Origin of the sequence: Pluralibacter gergoviae ATCC 33028 = NBRC 105706 (assembly GCF_001598855.1) — a bacterium.
GTDB lineage: Bacteria > Pseudomonadota > Gammaproteobacteria > Enterobacterales > Enterobacteriaceae > Pluralibacter > Pluralibacter gergoviae.
In genome coordinates this window covers 38,781-61,492 of the sequence record NZ_BCZS01000005.1, presented here as the reverse complement: position 1 = coordinate 61,492, position 22,712 = coordinate 38,781, and the positions used below count along the sequence as shown (strand labels likewise).

At 57.7% G+C, this 22,712-nt stretch carries 22 protein-coding genes; 9 read left to right on the top strand and 13 right to left on the bottom strand.

Annotated features, from left to right (window positions below):
- Positions 1 to 87 precede the first annotated feature (87 nt).
- Positions 88 to 717: a serine-tRNA(Ala) deacylase AlaX gene (locus ENGE1_RS07320; RefSeq protein WP_048253266.1), complete on the bottom strand. Its 630-nt coding sequence runs from the start codon at positions 715 to 717 to the stop codon at positions 88 to 90.
- Positions 718 to 809: 92 nt separating this feature from the next.
- Between ENGE1_RS07320 and ENGE1_RS07315 the strand changes: the two genes are divergently transcribed.
- Positions 810 to 1,712: a LysR family transcriptional regulator gene (locus tag ENGE1_RS07315; protein WP_045287609.1), complete on the top strand. Its 903-nt coding sequence runs from the start codon at positions 810 to 812 to the stop codon at positions 1,710 to 1,712.
- Between the two features lie 20 nt (positions 1,713 to 1,732).
- Here ENGE1_RS07315 and ispH read toward each other — a convergent pair whose 3' ends face one another.
- The 5 genes from ispH to ribF are packed head-to-tail and all read right to left on the bottom strand — an operon-like array spanning position 1,733 to position 7,473.
- Positions 1,733 to 2,683, bottom strand: a complete 951-nt coding sequence (gene ispH / locus ENGE1_RS07310) for a 4-hydroxy-3-methylbut-2-enyl diphosphate reductase (RefSeq protein ID WP_048253198.1) — start codon at positions 2,681 to 2,683, stop codon at positions 1,733 to 1,735.
- A gap of 1 nt (position 2,684) precedes the next feature.
- The gene (gene fkpB, locus ENGE1_RS07305) at positions 2,685 to 3,134 is read right to left on the bottom strand and encodes an FKBP-type peptidyl-prolyl cis-trans isomerase (RefSeq protein WP_043086064.1); all 450 of its coding nucleotides are present in this window, start codon (positions 3,132 to 3,134) and stop codon (positions 2,685 to 2,687) included.
- A 50-nt stretch (positions 3,135 to 3,184) separates the two neighbouring features.
- Positions 3,185 to 3,685 carry a signal peptidase II gene (gene lspA / locus ENGE1_RS07300; protein WP_048253199.1) on the bottom strand — a complete coding sequence of 167 codons (501 nt, stop codon included), beginning with the start codon at positions 3,683 to 3,685 and terminating at the stop codon, positions 3,185 to 3,187.
- The gene (gene ileS / locus ENGE1_RS07295; RefSeq protein WP_043086067.1) at positions 3,685 to 6,501 is read right to left on the bottom strand and encodes an isoleucine--tRNA ligase; all 2,817 of its coding nucleotides are present in this window, start codon (positions 6,499 to 6,501) and stop codon (positions 3,685 to 3,687) included. Before ileS ends, lspA begins: the two co-directional genes overlap by 1 nt.
- Before the next feature lie 33 nt (positions 6,502 to 6,534).
- Positions 6,535 to 7,473 carry a bifunctional riboflavin kinase/FAD synthetase gene (ribF, locus tag ENGE1_RS07290; protein WP_043086068.1) on the bottom strand — a complete coding sequence of 313 codons (939 nt, stop codon included), beginning with the start codon at positions 7,471 to 7,473 and terminating at the stop codon, positions 6,535 to 6,537.
- A gap of 329 nt (positions 7,474 to 7,802) precedes the next feature.
- Between ribF and rpsT the strand changes: the two genes are divergently transcribed.
- Complete coding sequence (gene rpsT, locus ENGE1_RS07285) at positions 7,803 to 8,066, top strand: 30S ribosomal protein S20 (protein ID WP_043086071.1); 264 nt, start codon at positions 7,803 to 7,805, stop codon at positions 8,064 to 8,066.
- A gap of 57 nt (positions 8,067 to 8,123) precedes the next feature.
- On the opposite strand, the gene nhaR is transcribed toward rpsT, so the two are convergent.
- Positions 8,124 to 9,023: a transcriptional activator NhaR gene (nhaR, locus tag ENGE1_RS07280; protein WP_043086074.1), complete on the bottom strand. Its 900-nt coding sequence runs from the start codon at positions 9,021 to 9,023 to the stop codon at positions 8,124 to 8,126.
- Between the two features lie 59 nt (positions 9,024 to 9,082).
- Positions 9,083 to 10,258, bottom strand: coding sequence for a Na+/H+ antiporter NhaA (nhaA, locus tag ENGE1_RS07275; protein WP_048253200.1), 1,176 nt, complete (start codon positions 10,256 to 10,258; stop codon positions 9,083 to 9,085).
- A gap of 291 nt (positions 10,259 to 10,549) precedes the next feature.
- On the opposite strand from nhaA, the gene ENGE1_RS07270 reads away from it, so the two are divergent.
- The 4 genes from ENGE1_RS07270 to ENGE1_RS07255 are packed head-to-tail and all read left to right on the top strand — an operon-like array spanning position 10,550 to position 13,015.
- Positions 10,550 to 10,831, top strand: a complete 282-nt coding sequence (locus ENGE1_RS07270; RefSeq protein ID WP_048273019.1) for a PTS sugar transporter subunit IIB — start codon at positions 10,550 to 10,552, stop codon at positions 10,829 to 10,831.
- A gap of 3 nt (positions 10,832 to 10,834) precedes the next feature.
- Entirely contained in the window at positions 10,835 to 12,187 is a 1,353-nt protein-coding gene (locus tag ENGE1_RS07265) for a PTS galactitol transporter subunit IIC (protein ID WP_043086079.1), read from the top strand.
- Entirely contained in the window at positions 12,184 to 12,639 is a 456-nt protein-coding gene (locus ENGE1_RS07260; protein ID WP_043086081.1) for a PTS sugar transporter subunit IIA, read from the top strand. The genes ENGE1_RS07265 and ENGE1_RS07260 overlap by 4 nt, the downstream gene beginning before the upstream one ends.
- 46 nt (positions 12,640 to 12,685) lie before the next feature.
- On the top strand, positions 12,686 to 13,015 hold the full coding sequence (locus tag ENGE1_RS07255; protein WP_048253201.1) for a MerR family transcriptional regulator: 330 nt from the start codon (positions 12,686 to 12,688) through the stop codon (positions 13,013 to 13,015).
- 103 nt (positions 13,016 to 13,118) lie between these two features.
- Here ENGE1_RS07255 and dnaJ read toward each other — a convergent pair whose 3' ends face one another.
- Together dnaJ and dnaK are read right to left on the bottom strand one after the other, a co-directional pair.
- Positions 13,119 to 14,255, bottom strand: a complete 1,137-nt coding sequence (dnaJ, locus tag ENGE1_RS07250; protein ID WP_043086084.1) for a molecular chaperone DnaJ — start codon at positions 14,253 to 14,255, stop codon at positions 13,119 to 13,121.
- A gap of 85 nt (positions 14,256 to 14,340) precedes the next feature.
- Positions 14,341 to 16,257: a molecular chaperone DnaK gene (gene dnaK / locus ENGE1_RS07245; RefSeq protein WP_043086085.1), complete on the bottom strand. Its 1,917-nt coding sequence runs from the start codon at positions 16,255 to 16,257 to the stop codon at positions 14,341 to 14,343.
- Positions 16,258 to 16,552: 295 nt separating this feature from the next.
- Here dnaK and satP point away from each other — a divergent pair, with 295 nt between their 5' ends.
- Positions 16,553 to 17,119, top strand: coding sequence for an acetate uptake transporter (gene satP / locus ENGE1_RS07240; RefSeq protein WP_048253202.1), 567 nt, complete (start codon positions 16,553 to 16,555; stop codon positions 17,117 to 17,119).
- Between the two features lie 23 nt (positions 17,120 to 17,142).
- Here satP and ENGE1_RS07235 read toward each other — a convergent pair whose 3' ends face one another.
- From ENGE1_RS07235 to tal, 3 genes are all read right to left on the bottom strand, one after another.
- A complete protein-coding gene (locus ENGE1_RS07235; RefSeq protein ID WP_064360600.1) occupies positions 17,143 to 18,447 on the bottom strand; it encodes an MFS transporter in 1,305 nt (434 codons plus the stop codon).
- 102 nt (positions 18,448 to 18,549) lie between these two features.
- A complete protein-coding gene (gene mog, locus ENGE1_RS07230; RefSeq protein WP_043086090.1) occupies positions 18,550 to 19,134 on the bottom strand; it encodes a molybdopterin adenylyltransferase in 585 nt (194 codons plus the stop codon).
- Between the two features lie 108 nt (positions 19,135 to 19,242).
- Complete coding sequence (gene tal / locus ENGE1_RS07225; RefSeq protein ID WP_045287614.1) at positions 19,243 to 20,196, bottom strand: transaldolase; 954 nt, start codon at positions 20,194 to 20,196, stop codon at positions 19,243 to 19,245.
- 204 nt (positions 20,197 to 20,400) lie between these two features.
- Here tal and ENGE1_RS07220 point away from each other — a divergent pair, with 204 nt between their 5' ends.
- Both ENGE1_RS07220 and yaaA read left to right on the top strand, forming a co-directional pair.
- Positions 20,401 to 21,831 carry an alanine/glycine:cation symporter family protein gene (locus ENGE1_RS07220; RefSeq protein WP_043086092.1) on the top strand — a complete coding sequence of 477 codons (1,431 nt, stop codon included), beginning with the start codon at positions 20,401 to 20,403 and terminating at the stop codon, positions 21,829 to 21,831.
- A 65-nt stretch (positions 21,832 to 21,896) separates the two neighbouring features.
- Positions 21,897 to 22,673 (top strand): peroxide stress protein YaaA, encoded by a 777-nt coding sequence (gene yaaA / locus ENGE1_RS07215; protein ID WP_048253204.1) that lies wholly within the window; start codon positions 21,897 to 21,899, stop codon positions 22,671 to 22,673.
- Positions 22,674 to 22,712 lie beyond the last annotated feature (39 nt).

The following is a 22,712-nucleotide window of genomic DNA, read 5'->3' as shown; positions in this document are numbered from 1 at the left end:
GATTCTTCCTCCATAAAAAAGCCAGTCTCTCCATCCTAATGCCCCGCTACCTGAGTGACCAGCGGCTTTTCTTGCCACACATGCGGATCACGACAGCGCGTACCGAATGCTCAGTTCCCCTTTTTTAGATTTGATACTGATAATATTAATGCGCCCCGTCTCCGCCAGACTTTTAACATGCGTCCCGCCGCATAAATAGGCAGCAAGGTTGCCGAAGCGGACTTTACGTTTGTCATCCTCGAATTCGATATGCCGCTGTAGCCCCCGCGCCTGCCAGTCCTCGATTTTCTCTATCAACGCTTGGGCAGCGGGCACCGCACTGTAGCCCTCTGCCCTGAAGGTGACTCTTCCCTCGCCCGGCCAATGGTGCGCCTTAACGGGCCGCCATCCGTACAGCTCTCCGGCATAGCCAATCAGGTGTCCGGCCGTATGCCAGCGGGAATTGAGATCGCGCCTTTCGGCATGAATATGCAGTTCAACCTCTTCCATCGCCGGCGGCTGCGCGACAATATGCAGGATCCTGTCATCGCGCTGAATCACGTTCTCAACCACCATGCCCGCCAGCCAGCCACTATCCGCGGGCTGTCCGCCGCCCTGGGGATGAAAGAGCGTGCGGTCCAGCTCAACGGCATAGCGTCCGTCGGGCTCTTCGCGACAGCCCATCACTCTGGCCCGGCCCTCCACTGCATCACACACGTAATAAAGTCTTTCAGTCATCATTGCTCTCCTCTGTAGGTGAACAGTATATTTATTATTCATAGAGCGATAATGACGCCTGAAAACAATGCACCTGTGCCTGGAATACACAAATGAATATCACCCTGCTTCCCGATCTCGCGACTTTTGCCGCCATTGTTGAACAGGGCAGCTTTTCGGCAGTGGCGAGAAGCGGCGGCGTGACGCCCTCAGCCGTCAGCCGCTGCGTCTCGAGGCTGGAGCAAGAGATGGGCTGCAAGCTGCTGCACCGCACCACCCGCAAGCTGGCGCTGACCGAAACGGGCAGGACGGTCTATGAGCACGCCCTTGATATGCTCGACGCGGCGAGACAGGCGATGGACACCGGCAGCAGTCTGCAAAGCATTGCTCAGGGCAGGCTGACGCTCAGCGTCCCGAAGGCCGTGGGACGATTTGTGATCCATCCGCTGATGCCGGAGTTTCTTACCCGCTATCCGCAAATTGACGTCTGCCTGCGGCTGGAAGACCGCTATATGGATCTGATTGATGACGGCGTCGATATGGCGCTGAGGATCACCAACGCCCCCTCCCCGGGCCTGTACGGAAGAGCGCTGATGCCGGTAAGCCATATTATTTGCGCCACGCGGGAGTATCTGCGCGACGCGGGCGTTCCCGAACAACCGCAAGATCTGCGCCACCACAGCTGTATTTCTTTGGGCGAAACGCCCGCAGACGCCCGCTGGAAATTCGCGAGCGGCGATAAAACGGAAACCGTACAGACGCGGGGACGCTATGCGGCAAACCATACCGGCGTGCGGCTGGACGCCATCAGGCGTCACCTGGGGATCGGCAGTCTGCCGCTGTTTACGGCGCGGGAGGCTCTGCAGCAGGGGGAAATCGTTCAGGTTCTTCCGCAGTGGGAGTTTATCAGCACCTATTCCGGCCAGCTCTGGCTGCTCTGGACGCGCAACAAGCACATGCCGGCCCGAATGCGGGCAATGATTAACTATCTGAATGAAAAAATGCCGGTCGCGTAACGCGCCGGCATCGGGGGAGTTTACTCGACTTCGCGGATATCAAGCCGCAGCTCTTTCGGCACTTCAAAGACAATATTCTCTTCGCGGCCTTCCAGCGGTACGGCTTCGCCGCCGCCCAGCGCCTGCAGGCGCTTAACGACGTTCTGCACCAGGATGTCCGGCGCGGATGCGCCGGCGGCAACGCCGACGCAGGCGGCGTGCTCGACCCATTCGGTCTGGATATCGGTGGCGTCATCGATCAGAAACGCCGCCTTGCCCATGCGCTGGGCCAGCTCCGCCAGCCGGTTTGAGTTGGAGGAGTTTTTCGAACCGACCACCAGCACCACGTCGGCGCGCTGCGCCAGTTCGCGCACGGCTTCCTGACGGTTGGTAGTGGCGTAGCAGATGTCGTCCTTGCGCGGGCCGACGATCTTCGGAAAGCGCGCGCGCAGGGCGTCGATAACGTCAGAGGTATCATCCACGGAGAGCGTGGTCTGGGTCATGAAGGAGAGCTTCGCCTCGTTCTTCACCTGCAGCGTCCAGACGTCTTCAGGCGACTCCACCAGATACATGCCCCCTTCCGGGTTGCTGTACTGGCCCATGGTGCCCTCCACTTCCGGGTGTCCCGCGTGGCCGATCAGAATCGACTCTTCGCCGCGGCGGCTGGCGCGCGCCACTTCCATATGCACCTTGGTGACCAGCGGGCAGGTGGCGTCAAACACGGTGAGGTCGCGGCTTTTCGCCTCGTTACGCACCGCCTGCGAGACGCCGTGGGCGGAGAAAATCAGGATCGTGCCGTCCGGCACTTCGCTGATTTGCTCGATGAAGATAGCCCCGCGCTGGCGCAGGCCGTCCACCACGTAGCGGTTGTGAACCACTTCATGGCGTACGTAAATCGGCGCGCCGAACAGCTCCAGCGCGTTTTCGACAATGCTGATAGCGCGGTCTACACCGGCGCAGAAGCCGCGCGGGTTAGCCAACAGGATCTGCATCTCAGGCCTCCAGTACCGGATCGACTTCCAGTACTTCAATATCGAAGTGAACGGTCTGCCCCGCCAGCGGATGGTTAAAATCCACGGTGATCGAGTCGCCGCTGATCTCGCGGATCACGCCGGGCATTTCGCTGCCGTCCATCGCGGTAAACAGCATGATCGCGCCGACTTCCGGCTCGCCGGCATCCATAAACTCGCGGCGCGAAAAGTACTGCACCAGATCGGGGCTGACGGTGCCGAATGCCGCATCCGGCTCAAGCGCAAAGGCCTTTTTGTCGCCCGCCTGCAGGCCAAGCAGCTGCTGCTCAAGCCCCTCGGAAAGCGACGTGTCACCGAGGCGAAACAGCGCCGGTTTACCGTTGTTGCGGGTAGACTCGGCGGTAGAACCATCGTCCAGCTTCAGCGAAAAGTGCACCAGCACCGCGCTGTTGCTTTGTACAGATTTAGACATGCAATGTAGCCCGTTTTTTTGCCCGACGGCGCAGCGCCGCCGGGCGGTTTTTATGCCTGTTTCTTCTCTGCGGCTTTCGGCAGAAAGCCTTCCAGCACCACCAGCGCCGCGCCCACGCAGATGGCGGAATCGGCGAGGTTGAAGGTCGCAAAGTGCCAGTTGCCGACGTAGAAATCGATCATATCGACCACAAAGCCGTGCCACAGCCTGTCAAACAGGTTGCCCAGCGCGCCGCCAATGATCAGCGCGTAGGCGATGTTGTTCAGCTTCTGCGACGCCTTAGCGCGGTACATCAGCGCCATGAGGATCACGCAGATGCCGATGGCGATACCGGCAAAAAACCAGCGCTGCCAGCCGCCGCTGTCGGCGAGGAAGCTAAACGCCGCGCCGTAGTTGCGGGCGTAGTGCAGATTAAGCGACGGAAACAGCGGCACCGTATCACCCAGCATAAAGTTCTGGAGGATCAGGTACTTGCTGCCGAGATCGATAATCAGCACCACTACCACCAGCCACAGCCAGCGCAGGCCGCTTTTACATAAGGATTGGCTCATCAGGCAAACTTACGCTTTTCACCGTCGCCGGCGATGTTGCTGACACAGCGGACGCAGATATCTGCGTGTTCCGCCACCTGGCCGATATCGGTGGTGTAGTGCCAGCAGCGCGGGCACTTCTCACCGGCGGCTTTCTGCAGGCCCACCTTAAGGCCTTTCAGCAGCTCGCTCTGCTGAGCATCGCTGTCTGCTGCGGCATAATCCGCAACGGCGGCACCGGAGGTCAACAGGACAAATCGCAATTCGTCGCCCAGCGCCGTCAGCTTCGCCGCCAGTTCCGGCTGCGCGTACAGGGTTACCGCCGCTTCCAGCGAACCGCCGACTTTCTTATCGGCGCGCGCCTGCTCGATCACCTTGTTCACTTCGCCGCGCACTTTCAGCAGCTCGCTCCAGAAGGCGTCGTTCATCGGCTCGCTGTCCGCGAGGCCGAACAGGCCGTCGTACCATTCGCCGGTGAACACGTACTGCTCGCGCTCACCCGGCAGGTAGCCCCAGATTTCATCGGCGGTAAAGGACACGATCGGCGCCATCCAGCGCACCAGCGCTTCGGCGATGTGGTACAGCGCGGTCTGACAGCTGCGGCGGGCCACGCTGTCCGGCTTCGCGGTGTACTGACGGTCCTTGATGATGTCGAGGTAGAACGAGCCCATTTCGATCGAGCAGAAGCGCATCAGACGCTGCACCACTTCGTGGAAATCGTAAGACTCATAGGCTTTGACAATATCCGCCTGCGCGGCCTGCGCACAGCCGACCGCCCAGCGGTCCAGCACCACCATCTCTTCCGGCTTCACCATGTCCGTTGCCGGATCGAAGCCGTTAAGGTTCGCCAGCAGGAAGCGGGCGGTGTTGCGGATGCGGCGATAGCTGTCGGCGGCACGCTTGAGGATCTCATCGGAGACCGCCATTTCGCCGGTGTAATCGGTAGAGGCCACCCACAGGCGCAGAATATCAGCGCCCAGCTTGTTCATTACGTCCTGCGGCGACACGGTGTTGCCGATGGACTTGGACATCTTGCGCCCCTGGCCGTCAACGGTGAAGCCGTGGGTCAGCACCTGGCGATACGGCGCTTTGCCCTTCATCGCGGTGGAGATCATCAGCGAGGACATAAACCAGCCGCGGTGCTGGTCGGAGCCTTCGAGATACATATCGGCGGCGTGACCGGCAAACTCCGGACGCACATCGACCACGGAAGCGTGAGTTGATCCTGAGTCGAACCAGACGTCGAGGGTATCCGGCACCTTCTCATAGAGGTCGGCATCGTCGCCCATGATGTCGCGCGGATCGAGATCCCACCACGCCTGAATGCCGTCCACTTCGACGCGCTTCGCGACCTCTTCCATCAGTTCCAGAGTGCGCGGATGCAGCTCGTGCGTCTCTTTGTGCACAAACAGCGACATCGGCACGCCCCAGGTACGCTGGCGGGAGATACACCAGTCCGGGCGATTGGCCACCATCGACTCAATGCGCGCCTGGCCCCAGTCCGGGATCCACTGCACGCCTTTGATCTCAGACAGCGACTGCTTGCGCAGGCCGTTCTGATCCATGCTGATAAACCACTGCGGGGTAGCGCGGAAAATGATCGGCGTTTTGTGGCGCCAGCAGCAAGGATAGCTGTGAACCAGCTTCTCCAGATGCAGCAGCGCGCCGCTTTCGCGCAGGATCTCAACGATGATGTCGTTAGCCTTGAAGACGTTGATGCCGTCCAGCGTCGGGTAGGTGCCCGGGATGTAGGCGCCGTCCGGACCTACCGGGTTGGCAATCTCCAGACCGTACTTCAGGCTGATGTTGTAGTCGTCCGGGCCGTGGCCGCCGGCGGTATGCACCGCGCCAGTACCGGCGTCCAGCGTCACGTGATCGCCGAGGATCGCAGGAACGTCGAAGTCGAGGAACGGATGCTTAAAGCGCATCAGCTCAAGCTCTGCGCCCTTCACCTCGCCCAGCACGCGGTAGTCTGCGACACCGATACGCTTAGTGACGCTCTCCACCAGATCTTTGGCGAGGATCAGCGCCTGGCCTTCAACCTGCACCAGCGCATAGTCAAACTCCGGCGACAGGGAGATGGCGCGGTTGGCCGGCAGGGTCCACGGCGTGGTGGTCCAGATAACCAGCGATACCGGACCGTTAACGGCGGGTGTACCGAACTTCGCCTTCACCGCATCCTGATCGACGGCCTGGAAGGCCACGTCAATGGACGGAGAGGTCTTGTCGTAATACTCGACTTCCGCTTCCGCCAGCGCAGAACGGCAGTCGAGGCACCAGTGCACCGGCTTGGCGCCCTTGTGCAGGTGGCCGTTGCCGATGATTTTCCCCAGCGCGCGGATGATGTTGGCTTCGGTTTTGAAGTCCATGGTCAGGTAAGGATGCGACCAGTCGCCCAGCACGCCCATGCGGATAAAGTCTTTACGCTGGCCGTCAATCTGCGTCGCGGCGTATTCGCGGCACTTAGCGCGAAACTCGGCGGCGGTGAATTTCTCGCCCGGCTTACCATACTCCTGCTCAACCTTCAGCTCGATAGGCAGGCCGTGGCAGTCCCAGCCCGGGACGTACGGTGAGTCGTAGCCGGCCAGACCTTTGGATTTGATAATAATGTCTTTAAGAATCTTGTTGACCGAGTGACCAATATGCAGGCTGCCATTCGCATAGGGAGGGCCGTCATGCAGAATGAACGTCTTTTTGCCTTTTTTCGCCGCACGGATGATGCCGTACAGGTCATCATCGGTCCAACGGGCCAGCATTCCCGGCTCGCGCTTGGCGAGGTCGCCGCGCATCGGGAACCCTGTTTCCGGCAAATTCAGGGTTGATTTATAGTCACTCATCAGATTCTCGTTTCCGTATTTATAACGTTGGCATTACGCCGGGTTTGACAGGCCGAGGTACTCGCGGGCCGTTAATTCATCGCGAGCGATTTGCGCTTTCAGCTCATCCAGGGAGGCAAACCGCTGCTCGTTGCGTATTTTTTTACGCAGTATCACATCTATATGGCGACCATAGAGGTCCATTGCAACGTCCAGCAGGTGGACTTCCAGCTGCTGTCGCACGCCGGAGACCGTTGGACGGGTACCAACATTCGCAACGCCGGGCAATAGCGTCTCGCCAAGCCCGGCCACTTCTACCGCATACACCCCTTTTACCGGGGAAACCTGACGGCGCAGCGGTAAATTCGCCGTCGGGAAGCCAATAGTCCGCCCCAGCGCATCGCCGTGCACGACGCGTCCTGAAATGACAAAGGGGTGGCCGAGAAGCGTTTCCGCCAGCGCCAGATCGTCGCTGGCCAGCGCCTGGCGCACCGCCGTACTGCTGATGCGCAGGCCGCCTTCACAGAAGGTATGGGTGCTGGTGACGTCAAAGCCAAACTCAGCGCCAGCCTTCTGTAATAGCAAGAAATCGCCTTCGCGACCAGCGCCAAAGCGGAAGTCGTCGCCGACCGCCAGAAACTGAACGCCGAGCTGCTTCACCAGCAGGTCGCGGATGAACTGCTGGGCGGTCAGGGCGGCAAAGCGGCGGTCAAAGCGGACGCAGAGCACGTAGTCAACGCCGCTGGCCGCCAGATAAGCCACTTTTTCGCGCAGCCGCGTCAGGCGAGCCGGCGCTTTGTCCATTGCGAACATCTCCAGCGGCTGGGGCTCAAAGATCATCACCACCACCGGCAGGCCGCGCTCGCGCCCTTCCATCTGCAGGCGCTGCAGTAAAGCCTGATGCCCACGATGCACGCCGTCGAAATTACCAATGGTCAGCACGCACCCGCGCGGGGCCTGACCCAAATTGTGTATGCCGCGTATCAGCTTCATGTCTGGCTCAAAACAGTGAAAATCGTCAGAGTATACCTTGTACAGCAGGCTTCGTTAACCGACGATTGCAACTCAATCAGGAAAGATGCAAGGTTTTCATCCATCTCCGGATAAAAGCGATGAAAAGTGGCCGGCTGATACGATTTTTTCTGGCGGAAAAGCTGTATTCGGCGCGCGCATGCTGTTAGAATCTTGCGCCATCACTACGTAACCAAGCGTTGTCACATTAACGGCGCTTATTTGCACAAATCCATTGACAAAAGAAGGCTAAGAGGGCATATTCCTCGGCCTTTGAATTGTCCATATAGAACATATTTGGGAGTTGGACCTTGGCTAATATCAAATCAGCTAAGAAGCGCGCCGTTCAGTCTGAAAAGGCTCGCAAACACAACGCTAGCCGTCGTTCCATGATGCGTACTTTCATCAAGAAAGTATACGCAGCCATCGAAGCTGGCGACAAAGCTGCTGCACAGAAAGCATTTAACGAAATGCAACCGATCGTGGACCGTCAGGCTTCTAAAGGCCTGATCCACAAAAACAAAGCTGCACGTCATAAGGCTAACCTGGCTGCACAGATCGGTAAACTGGCTTAATCGCCGTTTCGCTGACGCTTTGTGAAAAACCCGCTTCGGCGGGTTTTTTTATGCCTGCTATTTGTTAGCTAACGCAAACAGCGCCGCGTAGTCGCGGTTGCAGATGCGCTGCACCGCTGGATGCTGGATCATCCGCTCGGCAAAAATGGCGTGATACTCCTCCATCACGTTCTCCACCCGGCCAATTTCCACAATGTTGTCATCGGCGTACAGATCCCGGGCATAGAGCGTCGGCGCCACGAAAATGGCGTTATGCGCCGCGCCGAAGGCCTTCATCAGCGCGGCATCATCAAACTCGCCGAGAATTTCGATCTTCAGTCCCTGGGTGTTAATCCAGTTGAGCAGCTTGCGGCCCAGCATCGAGCGGCGGCCGGGGATCAGTAGGCGACGCTCCTCCAGGCAGGCGGGAAAGGGCCTTTGCGGCGGCGGATTGAGGCACCAGAAGCTGACGCCGCACTCGCCGATTTTGACTGAAAACAGCCCCTCCTGCTGGGTAGAGTCGATGGGACAGTCAGAGATGATCATATCCAGCTTGTGCTGGCTCAGCTGCTCCAGCAGCATCTCGTGGGTAGATTCGAAGCAGCGCAGATGGATCTGCTCCTCTTCCACCACCGCGGCATCCAGCACGCCGCTGACCAGCTGCTTGGAGAGCGCATCGGCAACGCCGACGTCAAACAGCAGGCTGGACTCCTTGCGGTAGTTGATGATGTCGAGCATCTCCTGGCTTAAGGTAAACATCCTGTCCGCGTAGCGGAATACCAGCTCCCCGAGCTCCGTCGGCTCAAGCCCCCTGCCCTTACGTCTGAACAGCTTGCCCTGCAGCCGCTCCTCCAGCGCCTTAATCTGTCCGGTGATGGTCTGCGGCGTCAGGAACAGCGCGTCGGCGGCGCCGACCACCGAGCCCTCTTTGTACACCTGCCAGAAATAGTAAAGGTGGTTGTAGTTAATGTGCGACATCTGACTCCTCCCTGAATAGTGAGAAAAATAGCCGCCTGACGGCGGCTATTAGTAAGGTGTTACGCGGACCTGGCAACTCCGGCCCCGCCCGAGCGCAACAAACTATACCCGCTAACCGCCGCGGCAAGCGAGCCAATCAGGATACCGAGTTTCGCCCATGTGATGAGCGTCGGATCGGCGTCGCCGAAGGCCAGCGAGGCGATAAAAATAGACATAGTAAAACCGATACCGCAGAGCACGCTGACCGCCAGGATCTGCCTGCCGGAGGTACCCTGCGGCAGCGTGGCAAGCTTAAGACGCAGCGCCAGCCAGCAGAACAGGCCGATACCCAGCGGCTTGCCCACCACCAGCCCGGCAATAATCCCCAGCGGCAGCAGCGACGTCAGCCCTTCCAGGGTAACCCCCTGCAGCGACACGCCGGCGTTGGCAAAGGCAAACAGCGGCAGGATCAGGAACGTCACCCACGGATGCAGAACGTGCTCCAGCTGTTTCGCCGACGACTTTCCGTTCTTCTCGCGCAGCGGAATGCAGAAGCCGACGATCACGCCCGCCAGCGTCGCGTGGACGCCGGACTTGAGCACGGCGGTCCACAGAATGGCGCCCACCAGAATATAGACACCGGTGCGCCGCACGCCGCAGACGTTCAGCAGCGCCAGAACGGCGATCGCCGCGGCGGCCACGCCGAGCGAGAGCAGCGAAAGATCGCTGGTGTAGAACAGAGCAATGATAATAATCGCCCCCAGATCGTCGATAATCGCCAGCGCCATCAGGAAAATTTTCAGCGCCGCCGGCACGCGGTTGCCGAGCAGAGCCAGTACGCCCAGCGCAAAGGCAATATCAGTCGCCGCCGGGATCGCCCAGCCCTGGCGGGCCACCGGATCCTGGTAGTTAAAGGCCAGATAGATCAGCGCCGGCATCAGCATCCCGCCGAGCGCGGCCAGCACCGGAAAGGCCGCCTGCTGGCGGCTGGAGAGCGAGCCCTGCGCCATTTCCCGCTTCACTTCGAGACCGACCTGCAGGAAGAACACCGCCATCAGGGCATCGTTGATCCACAGCAGCATATTCTTGTTAATCTCCAGCAGCCCAATTTTCAGCTCGACCGGAGTCGCGAGGAAGGACTGGTAGACGCCGCTGGTAGGCCCGGCGTTGGCCATCACCATCGCCAGGGCGGCGGCGATGATGAGAATGATGCCCCCCGAGGCCTCATTGCTGAAAAAACGTTGCAGGTGTTTCACTTTTATCTCTCTTATTTGCGTTGTTATTCGGTTAAACCATAGTAAACATCACCACAAATCGATAAAAACAGATTATTTCTGCAAATTAACTCGGAATTATCGAATAATAATTAACAATGGAAGCTCCACCTGGTGCGTCCAGGTTGTACCTTTTCAGCTCATCATACAGGCGATGCTAAGCGATCGGTTAAACCATCTGACCGTGTAAACCAATGTGTAAAACTACACATTGATCACAATTATCTCTCTTCCAGTATGTTCTAATCCAGCCAAGTTAAATGAGGAGTCGATATGAAACATATGATGATTTGCTGTGGCGCGGGTGTCGCCACCAGTACTGTTGCATTAAATAAAATTCAGTCTTTTCTAAAACAAGAAAACCTTCTTGATCAGGTAAGAATTTCTCAAGGTAGTGTCGCTGAAGCAAAAACACGTGATGATGTTAACTTTATCGTCTCAACATCTGCCTTACAACTTTCCGTGCCTGTTATCAATGCCCTTCCACTCTTAACAGGAGTAGGCGCAAATGCGGTACTGGAGAAAGTAAAAGAACTTATCCTCAATGAGTATTAAATCATGTACATCATCGATTACATCATAGGACTGGGAGCATCAGTAATGATGCCCATTATATTTATGCTGCTTGGCTTGCTTTTACGCTTACCGTTAAGTAAAGCGATAAAAGCAGGGTTAATGGTCGGTATCGGATTTATTGGTTTGAGTATCACCGTTAATCTCATGATTGATTCTTTAACGCCTGTTAGCCATGCCCTGGTTAACCGCTTTGGCCTGAATCTGAATGTGCTGGATGTCGGCTGGCCAGCCGCTGCCGCTGTAGCAATGGGAACTCGCGTCGGGGCGCTTGTTATACCCGTCTGTGTTGCAATTAATTTACTCATGCTCTATACAAAAACCACGCGTATTCTAAATGTCGATATCTGGAATTTATGGCACCACGCCTTTACCGGCTCACTGGTCACGATTATTACCGATAGCCTTTGGCTGGGCGTTTTTGCTGCGGGCATCAACTGCATTATTACTATGGTTATTGCAGACCGTACAACCGCTGATGTAGAGAAATACCTGAACCTGCCTTCAATTTCAGTACCTCATGGCTTCTCCGTTTCCTTCGTACCCGCTGCCTGGCTAGTGAATGCCGTTGTTGATCGTATACCCTATATCCGCGATATCAAGATTGATACTGAAGTTATTCAGCAGCGTTTATCTATTCTCGGGGACCCCGCATCGTTAGGAGCCATTATTGGCGCCCTGCTGGCCATTATTGCCGGTATTGACCTGAAGGCCATATTGCAAACGGCGATAACAATGGCCGCCGTAATGACAATTATCCCTCGAATGGCAAAAATGTTGATGGAGGGGGTTTATCCAATCAGTGAGCGAATTCAGGAACTCGCCCAATCAAGAGCGGGTACTTTCGGTAGGATAGCGATTGGTCTTGATTCTGCCGTCAGCGTCGGCCACCCGGTAACGCTGTCTGTCTCAATGCTGATGATTCCTGTCATGCTAGTGCTGGCTGCAGTTATTCCCGGAAATCAGTTTTTACCTTTTGCTTCTCTGACCGGTCTTCCGTTCGCTTTTGTACTCGTCACGGCCGTTTGCCGGGGTGATATGTTCCGCACCTTGCTGACCGCTTTGTTAACGCTCAGTCTTGCCCTGTTAATCGGTACCAGCCTTGCTCCGATTGTCACCAGTACAGCAGTTAGCACTGGCTTTTCTTTGCCGCAGGGCACAACCAGCATCAGCAGCGTAGACTACGCCGGTGCCATGCTGCCCTGGGCAATTATTCAGGGCTTCCATTTTAAAGAGGTCGGTATGGGCATTCTGTGTCTGTGCACTCTGGGCCTGGTGCTCTGGAACAGAGGAAAACTTGCCCAGGAAAACGCCCGTAATTTGGAGGGTGAAGCATGATGTTCAGTCCTCAGCGCATCGTAGTGTTCAATGATGCGATAAGCAGAACAGCCTTACTCAACGAGCTCGCACAGAAACTCCTGGACGATGGTTTTGTGAAACCTGACTTTGCCGCCGGCGTGCTCGAACGGGAGGCCAAGTACCCAACGGGTATCGATATGGAAACTCACTGCGTCGCAATCCCACATACCGAGTTCTGCTATGTGAATTCAACCGGATTTGCTATCGGTATTAATCATGCAGGCGTAGCGTTTCAGCGCAGTGATGATCCCGAAAAAAGCGTTGAGCCACAGATCATTGTTATGATGGCGATTGATCAAAGTTGTGAGAAGGTGATCATTATACAATCCTTATTCGCATTATTAGCTGACCAAAAACGGGTGGAAGAAATATGCCAAAAGCCGCCAGAGGAAATTGCAAAAATTTTCACCGAATCGATAGTGACAGGTTAAGATGAGTTAACTACGTCAAAAAGAGGCCGTCAGGAAAGAGGAAACAATGTTACGAATCAGTGATGTTATAGAGTTCGCAATGGTAAGTCGAAAAACGATCTATAACGCCATCAACAGTGGTCGATTAAAATACCAGCTTGTTAATGTAGACAATCGCCAGGTTCGTGTCTTTCTTGAGGAAGATGTGCTTAAGGCATTTCCAAAAACTCGCCAGGCGCTTGCCCAAGATGAAGTGCAGGCTTTGCGCGATGAAGTCGAAGCGCTTAAATTTGCCCTGAAAGAGTTGCAGAATGCCGTAAACGCACTCGATCCAGAAAATAAATTTGAGTTAGTCTCGCCAAAGGTTGAAAAGACAACTCAGAAGCCAAAAAAGTAGCGACTTCTGAGAAGCTAATCACTTTACAGAAAACGATTCAGTGTAACGGCTAACCCTGCTCGCGAGCAGGGTTAGCAAATGACGCAATAACTGAACTCACAAGTTAGCGGGTCAGATCGTCAAAGAACTTTTTCACGCCGTCGAAGAAGCTCTTCGAGCGCGGGCTGTTGTGCTCGCCGGTCGGGCCGCCGAAGCTCTCCTGCAGATCTTTCAGCAGTTGCTTCTGCTTGTCGCTGAGGCCAACCGGGGTTTCCACCACCACGCGGCACAGCAGATCGCCCTGCGCGCCGCCGCGCACCGACTTCACGCCCCTGCCGCGCATGCGGAACAGCTTGCCGGTCTGAGTTTCGCCGGGCACCTTCAGATTGACGCGGCCGTCGAGCGTCGGGACTTCAATCTCGCCGCCGAGCGCCGCCATAGCGAAGTTAATCGGCACTTCACAGTAGAGGTTATTGCCTTCGCGCTCGAAAATCGGGTGCTGCTTAACCTGCACCTGGACGTACAGATCGCCCGCCGGTGCGCCGTGCTCGCCGGCCTCGCCTTCACCGCCGAGGCGGATGCGGTCGCCGGTATCAACGCCCGCCGGAATTTTCACCGACAGGGTTTTGGTCTTCTCTACGCGACCGTGGCCGTGGCACTTGCTGCACGGATCTTTAATGATGGTGCCGCGCCCCTGACAGGTCGGACAGGTCTGCTGTACGGCGAAGAAGCCCTGGCGCATCTGCACCTGGCCCTGGCCGTGACAGGTCGGACAGGTCTGCGGCTGAGAGCCGGCCTTCGCGCCGCTGCCGTGACAGACGTCGCACTCTTCCAGCGTCGGGATGCGGATCTCTTTGGTGACGCCGCGAACGGCCTCTTCCAGGGTCAGCTCCATGTTGTAGCGCAGATCCGCGCCGCGCGAGGCGCGCTGACGACCGCGACCGCCGCCGAAGATATCGCCGAACACGTCACCAAAGATATCGCTGAAGTCTGCGCCGCCGCCAAAACCGCCGCCGCCGAAGCCACCGCCGCCCTGTTCAAAGGCCGCGTGCCCGTACTGATCGTAGGCCGCGCGCTTCTGCCCGTCGGTCAGAATTTCGTAGGCCTCTTTGATCTCTTTAAATTTAGTTTCAGCTTCTTTATCGCCCTGGTTACGGTCCGGGTGATATTTCATCGCCAGGCGCTTATAAGCCTTTTTGATTTCACGCTCATCCGCTGTTTTGGAAATGCCTAAAATCTCGTAATAGTCTCTTTTCGCCATCTTTTTTGATTGCCCTTAACATACGAGCACGGGCGTGGAGTGAACTCCGACGCCCGTGCCAGTTAATTACCCTGCATCAGGGCGATTATTTTTTATCTTTAACTTCTTCGAACTCAGCGTCGACAACGTCGTCATCTTTCGCGTTGTTCGCGGAAGCGTCAGCGGAACCCGCCTGCTGCTCAGCGTGCTGCTGCTGGGCAATTTCCATCAGCTTCTGGGAAGCCTGCGCCAGTTCCTGCATCTTCGCTTCGATATCCGCTTTATCTTCGCCTTTCAGCGAGGTTTCCAGCGCGCTCAGGGCAGATTCGATAGCCGTTTTGTCGTCAGCCGGCAGCTTATCGCCCGCTTCTTCAACCTGCTTACGCGTGCTGTGCAGCAGATGGTCGCCCTGGTTACGGGTCTGCACCAGCTCTTCGAACTTGCGGTCAGATTCCGCGTTCGCTTCAGCTTCGCGCACCATTTTCTGGATCTCTTCTTCGTTCAGACCGGAAGAGGCCTTGATGGTGATCTTCTGCTCTTTACCGCTGTTTTTGTCTTTCGCGGAAACGTGCAGGATGCCGTCGGCGTCGATGTCAAAGGTGACTTCGATCTGCGGCATGCCGCGCGGTGCCGGGTTGATGCCGTCCAGGTTGAACTGACCCAGAGACTTGTTATCGCCGGCGCGTTTACGCTCACCCTGCAGCACGTGGATGGTTACCGCAGACTGGTTGTCTTCCGCAGTAGAGAACACCTGGCTGTGCTTGGTCGGGATGGTGGTGTTTTTGTTAATCAGCGCGGTCATCACGCCGCCCATGGTTTCGATACCCAGCGACAGCGGGGTAACGTCGAGCAGCAGCACGTCTTTCACGTCGCCGGTGAGAACGCCGCCCTGAACCGCAGCGCCGATAGCCACGGCTTCGTCCGGGTTAACGTCTTTACGCGGCTCTTTGCCGAAGAACTCAGCCACTTTCTTCTGCACCATCGGCATACGGGTCTGGCCGCCGACGAGAATAACGTCGTTTACGTCAGACACGGACAGGCCGGCGTCCTGCAGAGCGACTTTCAGCGGCTCGATAGAGCGGTTTACCAGGTCTTCGACCAGGGATTCCAGCTTAGCGCGAGTCACTTTAATGTTCATGTGTTTCGGACCGGTCGCGTCTGCGGTGATGTACGGCAGGTTAACGTCGGTCTGCTGCGCGGAGGACAGCTCAATTTTCGCTTTCTCGGCGGCTTCTTTCAGGCGCTGCATCGCCAGCGGGTCGTTACGCAGGTCGATGCCCTGATCTTTCTTGAACTCGTCAACGAGGTAGTTGATGAGGCGGGTATCGAAGTCTTCACCACCGAGGTGGGTATCACCGTTGGTTGCCAGTACTTCGAAGGTTTTTTCGCCGTCAACTTCGTCGATTTCAATGATGGAGATATCGAAAGTACCGCCACCCAGGTCGTAGACCGCGATGGTGCGGTTGCCGACTTCTTTATCCAGACCGTACGCCAGCGCGGCGGCAGTCGGTTCGTTGATAATACGTTTTACTTCCAGACCTGCGATACGGCCGGCATCTTTGGTTGCCTGGCGCTGAGCATCGTTAAAGTAAGCAGGTACGGTGATAACCGCTTCAGTTACCGGTTCACCCAGGTAATCTTCCGCCGTTTTCTTCATTTTCTTCAGGACTTCAGCAGATACCTGCGGCGGCGCAGTTTTCACGCCTTTAACGTCTACCCAGGCATCGCCGTTATCGGCGCCAACGATTTTGTACGGCATGATAGCCACGTCGCGCTGCACTTCTTCGTCCTGGAAGCGACGGCCAATCAGGCGCTTGATCGCAAACAGGGTATTCTGCGGGTTTGTCACTGCCTGACGCTTAGCCGGCTGACCAACCAAAGTTTCACCGTCCTGGGTATAGGCAATAATGGAAGGCGTGGTGCGATCGCCTTCGGCATTTTCCAGCACGCGCGGGGTGGTGCCATCCATGATTGCTACACAAGAGTTGGTTGTGCCCAGGTCGATACCAATAATTTTACCCATCTAAACGTCTCCACTATAAATTCGGTCATCGTGTGGTTGTGAATCTGTAAATAGGGGCTAAACGCGAGGTTTCAAGCACCCTGAATCGTTTTTTTTCAGCTTCACACACTTCGTGTTGCTTACAAGATGGGGTCGCAACCTTCTTCATCAAGGGGGCATACGAAAAAAATTTTATTTTCCACCCCGTCAGATCAATACCGCCTGGGGCGCGCCTGATTATGATGCCGCGCCCCGCCACTGATAGCAGGCGGAGGCATTCACCATTTCACTGAATTTGATGATTTTTTGAGGAAATATGGGCAACACTAAGTTGGCTAATCCGGCTCCGCTGGGCCTGATGGGTTTCGGGATGACCACCGTTCTGCTGAATCTGCATAACATGGGTCTTTTTCCGATGGACGGCATCATCCTGGCGATGGGCATCTTTTACGGCGGTATCGCGCAGATCTTCGCCGGTCTGCTGGAGTATAAGAAGGGGAACACCTTCGGCTTAACCGCCTTCACCTCGTACGGTTCGTTCTGGCTAACGCTGGTCGCTATCCTGCTGATGCCCAAAATGGGGCTGACCGAGGTGGCTAACGGCCACTTTCTCGGCGCGTACCTGGGCCTGTGGGGCATCTTCACGCTGTTTATGTTCTTCGGCACCCTGACCGGCGCGCGCATGCTGCAGTTCGTCTTCCTGAGCCTGACCGTACTGTTTGCCCTGCTGGCCGTAGGCCACCTGACCGACAATGAGGGCATTGTGCACATTGCCGGCTGGGTTGGCATCATCTGCGGCGCCAGCGCCATTTACCTGGCGATGGGCGAAGTGCTGAACGAACAGTTCGGCCGCACCGTACTGCCCATCGGCGAGCAGCACTAAGCGCCGCCAGCGCGCTGGAAAGGCTACTTTGCCGCCAGCGCGCGCTCCCCCGGCTCGCGGCCGCCCTGCCGCAGCCAGACGCCCAGCCCCAGACCCAGCATCGATAGCGCCAGCACGTACCAGGCCGGCGCCAGCGGCGACACCCCCATCAACAGCGTGACCGCAATCGGCGTCATGCCGCCAAAAATGGCGTAAGAGACGTTGTAGGAGAATGAGATCCCGGTAAAGCGCACCTCCGCGGGAAAGGCTTTCACCATCACGTAAGGCACCGCGCCCACCACGCCGACGCACAGCCCCACGAGGCCGTACAGCGCCACCAGGTGCTGAGGGCTGTATCCGGAGAGGTGGTAGAAGGCCCAGCTCGAGGCCGCGAGCAGCAGGCTGCCGGTAATAAAGGTGCGGCTGGCGCCGAAGCGGTCCGCCGCCAGTCCCGCCAGCAGGCAGCCGACGCAGAGCATAATGGTCGCCACGCTGTTGGCCTGCAGGGTCAGCGCCGGTGCAAAGCCGTAATGCTTCTGCAGCCACACCGGCGACATCAGGATCACCACTACGATCCCCGCCGACAGCAGCCAGGTCAGCAGCATCGAGATAACCACCGCCTGGCGGTGCTTCATGACCACCGCCTTCACCGGCAGCTCTTTCGCCAGTTGCTTGCGCTGCTGCATCTCAAGGAAAATCGGCGTCTCCTGCAGCCAGCGGCGCAGGTACATCGCCAGCAGCCCGAAGGCCCCGCCGAGCAAGAAAGGAATACGCCAGCCGCCGTCGCGGATCGCCTGCGGCGACAGTCCGGTATTAATCAGCGTCGCCACCACCGAGCCGAGCAGAATACCTATGGTCAGCCCGGCGGTCAGGGTGCCGCAGGCGATGCCGATGCGCCGGGCGGGCACGTGCTCCGCCACAAACACCCAGGCACCGGGAACCTCGCCGCCGATGGCCGCTCCCTGCAGAATGCGCATCAGCAATAGCAGCAGCGGCGCGACGATCCCCATTGAGGCGTAGGTGGGCAGCAGGCCAATCAGCAGCGTCGGTACCGCCATCAGCAGAATACTGAGGGTAAACATCTTTTTACGCCCGACCAGATCGCCAAAGTGAGCCATGACGATGCCGCCCAGCGGGCGGGCAAGGTAGCCGGCGGCAAAAATGCCGAAGGTCTGTACCTGCCGCAGCCACTCGGGAATGTCGCTCGGGAAAAAGAGATCGCCCACCACCGCGGCAAAGAAGACAAAAATGATGAAGTAGTAAAACTCCAGCGCGCCGCCCAGCGCGGCCAGAGCCAGGGTTTTGTAATCCTGGCGGGTAAGCGGTCTTGCGTGCGGTTGTGCTGACATAGCGGGCCTTTGTTATGATTAGTTTACAGCTGTCGTAAATAAAAAGTGACTATACCGTAAATCAGCGCATAAACCACGGCCCGCACGCCTATTTGTTAGCCTTTAACTGGCATCGCGTCGGGCGCTTTTCGGCCGGAAGGCGGCAACGACCTGCGGGTCAGTTTCTACATAGGGCCCTTCAAGCAGCTGGATACAATAGGGCACGCTGGCGAAGATACCGTGTACCTGAACGTTACCCTCCGCATCCTTCACGCCCTCCAGGGTCTCCTGAATCGATTTCGGCTGCCCGGGCAGGTTGAGGATCAGCGCCTGCTTGCGGATGACGCCCACCTGGCGCGACAGGATGGCAGTCGGCACAAAGTGCAGGCTTATCTGGCGCATCTGCTCGCCGAAGCCGGGCATTTCGCGATCGGCAACGGCCAGAGTGGCATCCGGGGTCACGTCGCGGCGCGCCGGACCGGTGCCGCCGGTGGTCAGCACCAGATGGCAGCTCATCTCGTCTACAAGCTCGCACAGCGTCTGTTCAATGATCGGCTGTTCGTCAGGGATCAGGCGGGTTTGCAGTTCAAAAGGCGTGGTGAGCGCGCGGGAGAGCCAGGCCTCAAGCGCCGGAATGCCCTTGTCCTGATAGACGCCGCTGGACGCGCGGTCGGAAATGGAGACCAGGCCAATGCGAAGAGTGTTCATATCAATTCCGTTCATAAGTGCAGTTATGCGGAATGATACACGCTGTGGGGAAAATCAGACAAACGCGGTGATAAAGCGTGACCGGGAGCCCGGTCACGCGGGGAATGATTACAGCAGGTCGCCGATCATTTTTTCCAGCTTACCCTGGTCAACGGCAAACTTGCGGATACCTTCCGCCAGCTTATCGACCGCCATCGGATCCTGGTTGTGTTCCCACAGGAACTGTGACTCGGTAATGCGCTCCGGGCGGGCCTTCACTTCGCCGCTGAAGGAGAGCTTACGCTCGATGGCGCCGTCGGCTTCGGCCAGCTCTTTGAGCAGCGCCGGTGCGATAGTCAGGCGATCGCAGCCCGCCAGCTCGAGAATTTCGCCAACGTTGCGGAAGCTTGCGCCCATGACCACGGTTTCATAGCCGTGCTCTTTGTAGTAGCTGTAGATTTCAGATACGGAGATAACGCCCGGATCTTCTGCCGCCGCAAACTCTTTCTTGTCGCCGTTCGCTTTGTGCCAGTCAAGAATACGGCCGACGAACGGAGAGATGAGGAACACGCCCGCCTCGGCACAGGCGCGCGCCTGGGCGAAGGAGAACAGCAGGGTCAGGTTACAGTTGATGCCCTCTTTTTCCAGCTGCTCGGCGGCGCGGATGCCCTGCCAGGTCGAGGCCAGCTTGATCAGGATACGGTCATTGCTGATGCCCGCGTCGTTGTACAGCTTGATAAGGCGCTTGGCTTTCGCCACAGAGGCTTCGGTATCGTAGGAGAGACGTGCGTCAACTTCGGTAGAGATGCGGCCCGGGATCAGCTTGAGAATTTCCAGACCAATGTTCACCGCCAGCTTGTCGGTAGCGTCAACCACCTGCTGTTCGCGGTCGCTGCTCTGGTCTTTTGCCCAGGCGATGGCTTCGTCAATCAGCTTGCGATATTCCGGGATCTGCGCCGCGCCGAGGATCAGTGAAGGGTTGGTCGTCGCGTCCTGAGGCTTGTACAGCTTCATTGCCGCGATATCTCCGGTATCGGCCACTACGGTGGTGTACTGACGCAGAGAGGTCAATTTGTCCGTCATGATAGGTGTCTCGTATTAAGTAGCTGTTAGTGGTATGTAACCGGTCTGCATTCGATAATATCACGCCCCGGGGTCAGCGCAACCGTAGGCGGACCATGAGAGCAGCGTATGATAAACTACGCGCATTCTCCCGCTACCCGGTTAGGGATTATCCGCAAATGGTAGCGTTTACACGCTTAACGGCATCGCAAAAAAGGATCTTTTATGCCTGATTTCCTGTCATTCGTCAGCGACATACTCTGGGGCTCGGTGATGATTTATCTGCTCATCGGCACCGGTATCTGGTTCACGTGGCGCACCGGCTATATCCAGTTTCGCTACCTGCGCCATGCGGGCAAGAGCCTGAAAAAGAGCCTCTCGCCGCAGCCCGGCGGGCTCACCTCATTCCAGGCGCTGTGCACCAGCCTGGCCGCGCGGCTGGGCAGCGGCAATCTTGCCGGCGTGGCGCTGGCGATCACTGCCGGCGGCCCGGGGGCAGTATTCTGGATGTGGGTCTCCGCCATTATCGGCATGGCCAGCAGCTTCGCCGAGTGCTCGCTGGCGCAGCTCTACAAAGAGCGCGATCACAATGGCCAGTTTCGCGGCGGCCCGGCGTGGTACATGGCGCGAGGCCTCGGCATGCGCTGGATGGGCGGGCTGTTTTCTCTCTTCCTGCTGCTGGCCTACGGCCTGATCTTCAACACGGTGCAGGCAAACTCCGTCGCCGGCGCTATGCGCTACGCCTTCAACCTGCCTGAATACGTCACCGGTCTGATACTGGTGGTGGTCTGTCTGCTGGCGATCCTTCGCGGCCTGCGGGGCGTGGCGAAAATCGTCCAGCTGCTGGTGCCGGTCATGGCGCTGAGCTGGCTTGCGGCCAGCCTCGTCATCTGCGCCTGGCATATCGTCGACATTCCGTCGGTGATTGAAACCATCTTTCGCAGCGCCTTCGGCTGGCAGGAGGCGGCGGCGGGCGCGGTGGGCTATACCATCAGCCAGGCGCTGACCAGCGGCTTTGAGCGCGGGATGTTCTCGAACGAAGCGGGCATGGGATCCACGCCTAACGCGGCCGCAGCGGCGGCCTCCTGGCCACCGCATCCCGCCGCGCAGGGCATTGTGCAGATGATTGGCGTGGTGGTGGACACGCTGGTTATCTGCAGCGCAACGGCAATGATCGTCCTGCTTTCCGGCCAGCAGATGCAGGTTGACGCCGCCGACGGTATTCAACTGGTGCAGCAGGCCATGACGACCCTCGGCGGCAGCTGGGGGACGCAGTTCGTTGCCGGGATCGTGCTGCTGTTCGCCTTTAGCTCCATCATCGTTAACTACGTCTACGCCGAGAATAACCTGATCTATCTGCGTAAATTTACGCCGAACAATATCCGGCTGCTGCGGGCGTGCATGCTGGTGATGATCATGGCCGGCACCCAGCTGAGCCTGCCGCTGGTCTGGCAGATGGCGGATATCGTGATGGCGCTGATGGCGCTGACTAACCTGACGGCGATCCTGCTGCTCTCCCCGGTTGTACGCATCATCGCCAGCGACTATCTGCGCCAGCGCAGGCTTGGCATCAGGCCGGTGTTTGATCCCGCCCGCTATCCGGAAATCGCCAGGCAGCTGGCCCCCGGCAGCTGGGACAATGTGCCTCGCCAATAGCTGCTATCGATCCCTTTAGCGCGGATTTTTGCTAAAGTCGTGCAAAATGCCTGCAAGGAATGAACATGCTGATTATTATTTCACCTGCCAAAACCCTGGATTACCAGAGCGAACTCGCCACCGATCGCCACACGAAACCTCAGCTTTTGAAGTACTCAGAGGTGCTTATTACCGAGGCGCGCAAGCTCTCCGCGCCGCAGATAGGCAAGCTGATGGGCATCAGCGATAAGCTCGCCGATCTCAACGCCACCCGCTTTCACGACTGGCAGCCCACATTCACGCCGGCAAACGCCCGCCAGGCGATCCTCGCGTTTAAGGGCGATGTGTATACCGGTCTGCAGGCAGAAACCTTCTCTGACGAGCAGTTTGACTTCGCCCAGCAGCACCTGCGCATCCTCTCCGGCCTCTACGGCGTACTGCGTCCGCTGGATCTGATGCAGCCCTACCGGCTGGAGATGGGGATCCGCCTTGCGAATCCGCAGGGCAAAGACCTCTATCAATTCTGGGGCGACGTCATTACCGATACGCTGAATAAGGCGCTGAAGGCCCAGGGCGACGACGTGGTGATTAACCTCGCCTCCGACGAATACTTTAAATCAGTGAAGCCGACGCTGCTGAAGGGGCGGCTGATTAAGCCGGTGTTCCTCGATGAGAAGAACGGCAAGTTCAAGGTGATTAGCTTCTATGCCAAGAAGGCGCGCGGGCTGATGAGCCGCTATATCATTGAAAATCAGCTTTCAGAGGTCGCTGAGCTCAAGAAATTCGACAGCGAAGGCTACTTCTTCGACGCGGAGACCTCCACGGAGAGCGAGCTGGTCTTTAAGCGTCACGAGCAGAAATAAAAAAAACCGGGGACGCCTGCGCGCCCCCGGCCCTCATGA

What these genes read in the sequence shown, in the direction of transcription:
- ENGE1_RS07320 (WP_048253266.1), bottom strand. Translation starts at nt 717, where the DNA reads ATGACTGAAAGACTTTATTACGTGTGTGATGCAGTGGAGGGCCGGGCC.
- ENGE1_RS07315 (WP_045287609.1), top strand. Translation starts at nt 810, where the DNA reads ATGAATATCACCCTGCTTCCCGATCTCGCGACTTTTGCCGCCATTGTT.
- ispH (WP_048253198.1), bottom strand. Translation starts at nt 2,683, where the DNA reads ATGCAGATCCTGTTGGCTAACCCGCGCGGCTTCTGCGCCGGTGTAGAC.
- fkpB (WP_043086064.1), bottom strand. Translation starts at nt 3,134, where the DNA reads ATGTCTAAATCTGTACAAAGCAACAGCGCGGTGCTGGTGCACTTTTCG.
- lspA (WP_048253199.1), bottom strand. Translation starts at nt 3,685, where the DNA reads ATGAGCCAATCCTTATGTAAAAGCGGCCTGCGCTGGCTGTGGCTGGTG.
- ileS (WP_043086067.1), bottom strand. Translation starts at nt 6,501, where the DNA reads ATGAGTGACTATAAATCAACCCTGAATTTGCCGGAAACAGGGTTCCCG.
- ribF (WP_043086068.1), bottom strand. Translation starts at nt 7,473, where the DNA reads ATGAAGCTGATACGCGGCATACACAATTTGGGTCAGGCCCCGCGCGGG.
- nhaR (WP_043086074.1), bottom strand. Translation starts at nt 9,023, where the DNA reads ATGTCGCACATTAACTACAACCACCTTTACTATTTCTGGCAGGTGTAC.
- ENGE1_RS07270 (WP_048273019.1), top strand. Translation starts at nt 10,550, where the DNA reads ATGAAACATATGATGATTTGCTGTGGCGCGGGTGTCGCCACCAGTACT.
- ENGE1_RS07265 (WP_043086079.1), top strand. Translation starts at nt 10,835, where the DNA reads ATGTACATCATCGATTACATCATAGGACTGGGAGCATCAGTAATGATG.
- ENGE1_RS07260 (WP_043086081.1), top strand. Translation starts at nt 12,184, where the DNA reads ATGATGTTCAGTCCTCAGCGCATCGTAGTGTTCAATGATGCGATAAGC.
- ENGE1_RS07255 (WP_048253201.1), top strand. Translation starts at nt 12,686, where the DNA reads ATGTTACGAATCAGTGATGTTATAGAGTTCGCAATGGTAAGTCGAAAA.
- dnaJ (WP_043086084.1), bottom strand. Translation starts at nt 14,255, where the DNA reads ATGGCGAAAAGAGACTATTACGAGATTTTAGGCATTTCCAAAACAGCG.
- dnaK (WP_043086085.1), bottom strand. Translation starts at nt 16,257, where the DNA reads ATGGGTAAAATTATTGGTATCGACCTGGGCACAACCAACTCTTGTGTA.
- satP (WP_048253202.1), top strand. Translation starts at nt 16,553, where the DNA reads ATGGGCAACACTAAGTTGGCTAATCCGGCTCCGCTGGGCCTGATGGGT.
- ENGE1_RS07235 (WP_064360600.1), bottom strand. Translation starts at nt 18,447, where the DNA reads ATGTCAGCACAACCGCACGCAAGACCGCTTACCCGCCAGGATTACAAA.
- mog (WP_043086090.1), bottom strand. Translation starts at nt 19,134, where the DNA reads ATGAACACTCTTCGCATTGGCCTGGTCTCCATTTCCGACCGCGCGTCC.
- tal (WP_045287614.1), bottom strand. Translation starts at nt 20,196, where the DNA reads ATGACGGACAAATTGACCTCTCTGCGTCAGTACACCACCGTAGTGGCC.
- ENGE1_RS07220 (WP_043086092.1), top strand. Translation starts at nt 20,401, where the DNA reads ATGCCTGATTTCCTGTCATTCGTCAGCGACATACTCTGGGGCTCGGTG.
- yaaA (WP_048253204.1), top strand. Translation starts at nt 21,897, where the DNA reads ATGCTGATTATTATTTCACCTGCCAAAACCCTGGATTACCAGAGCGAA.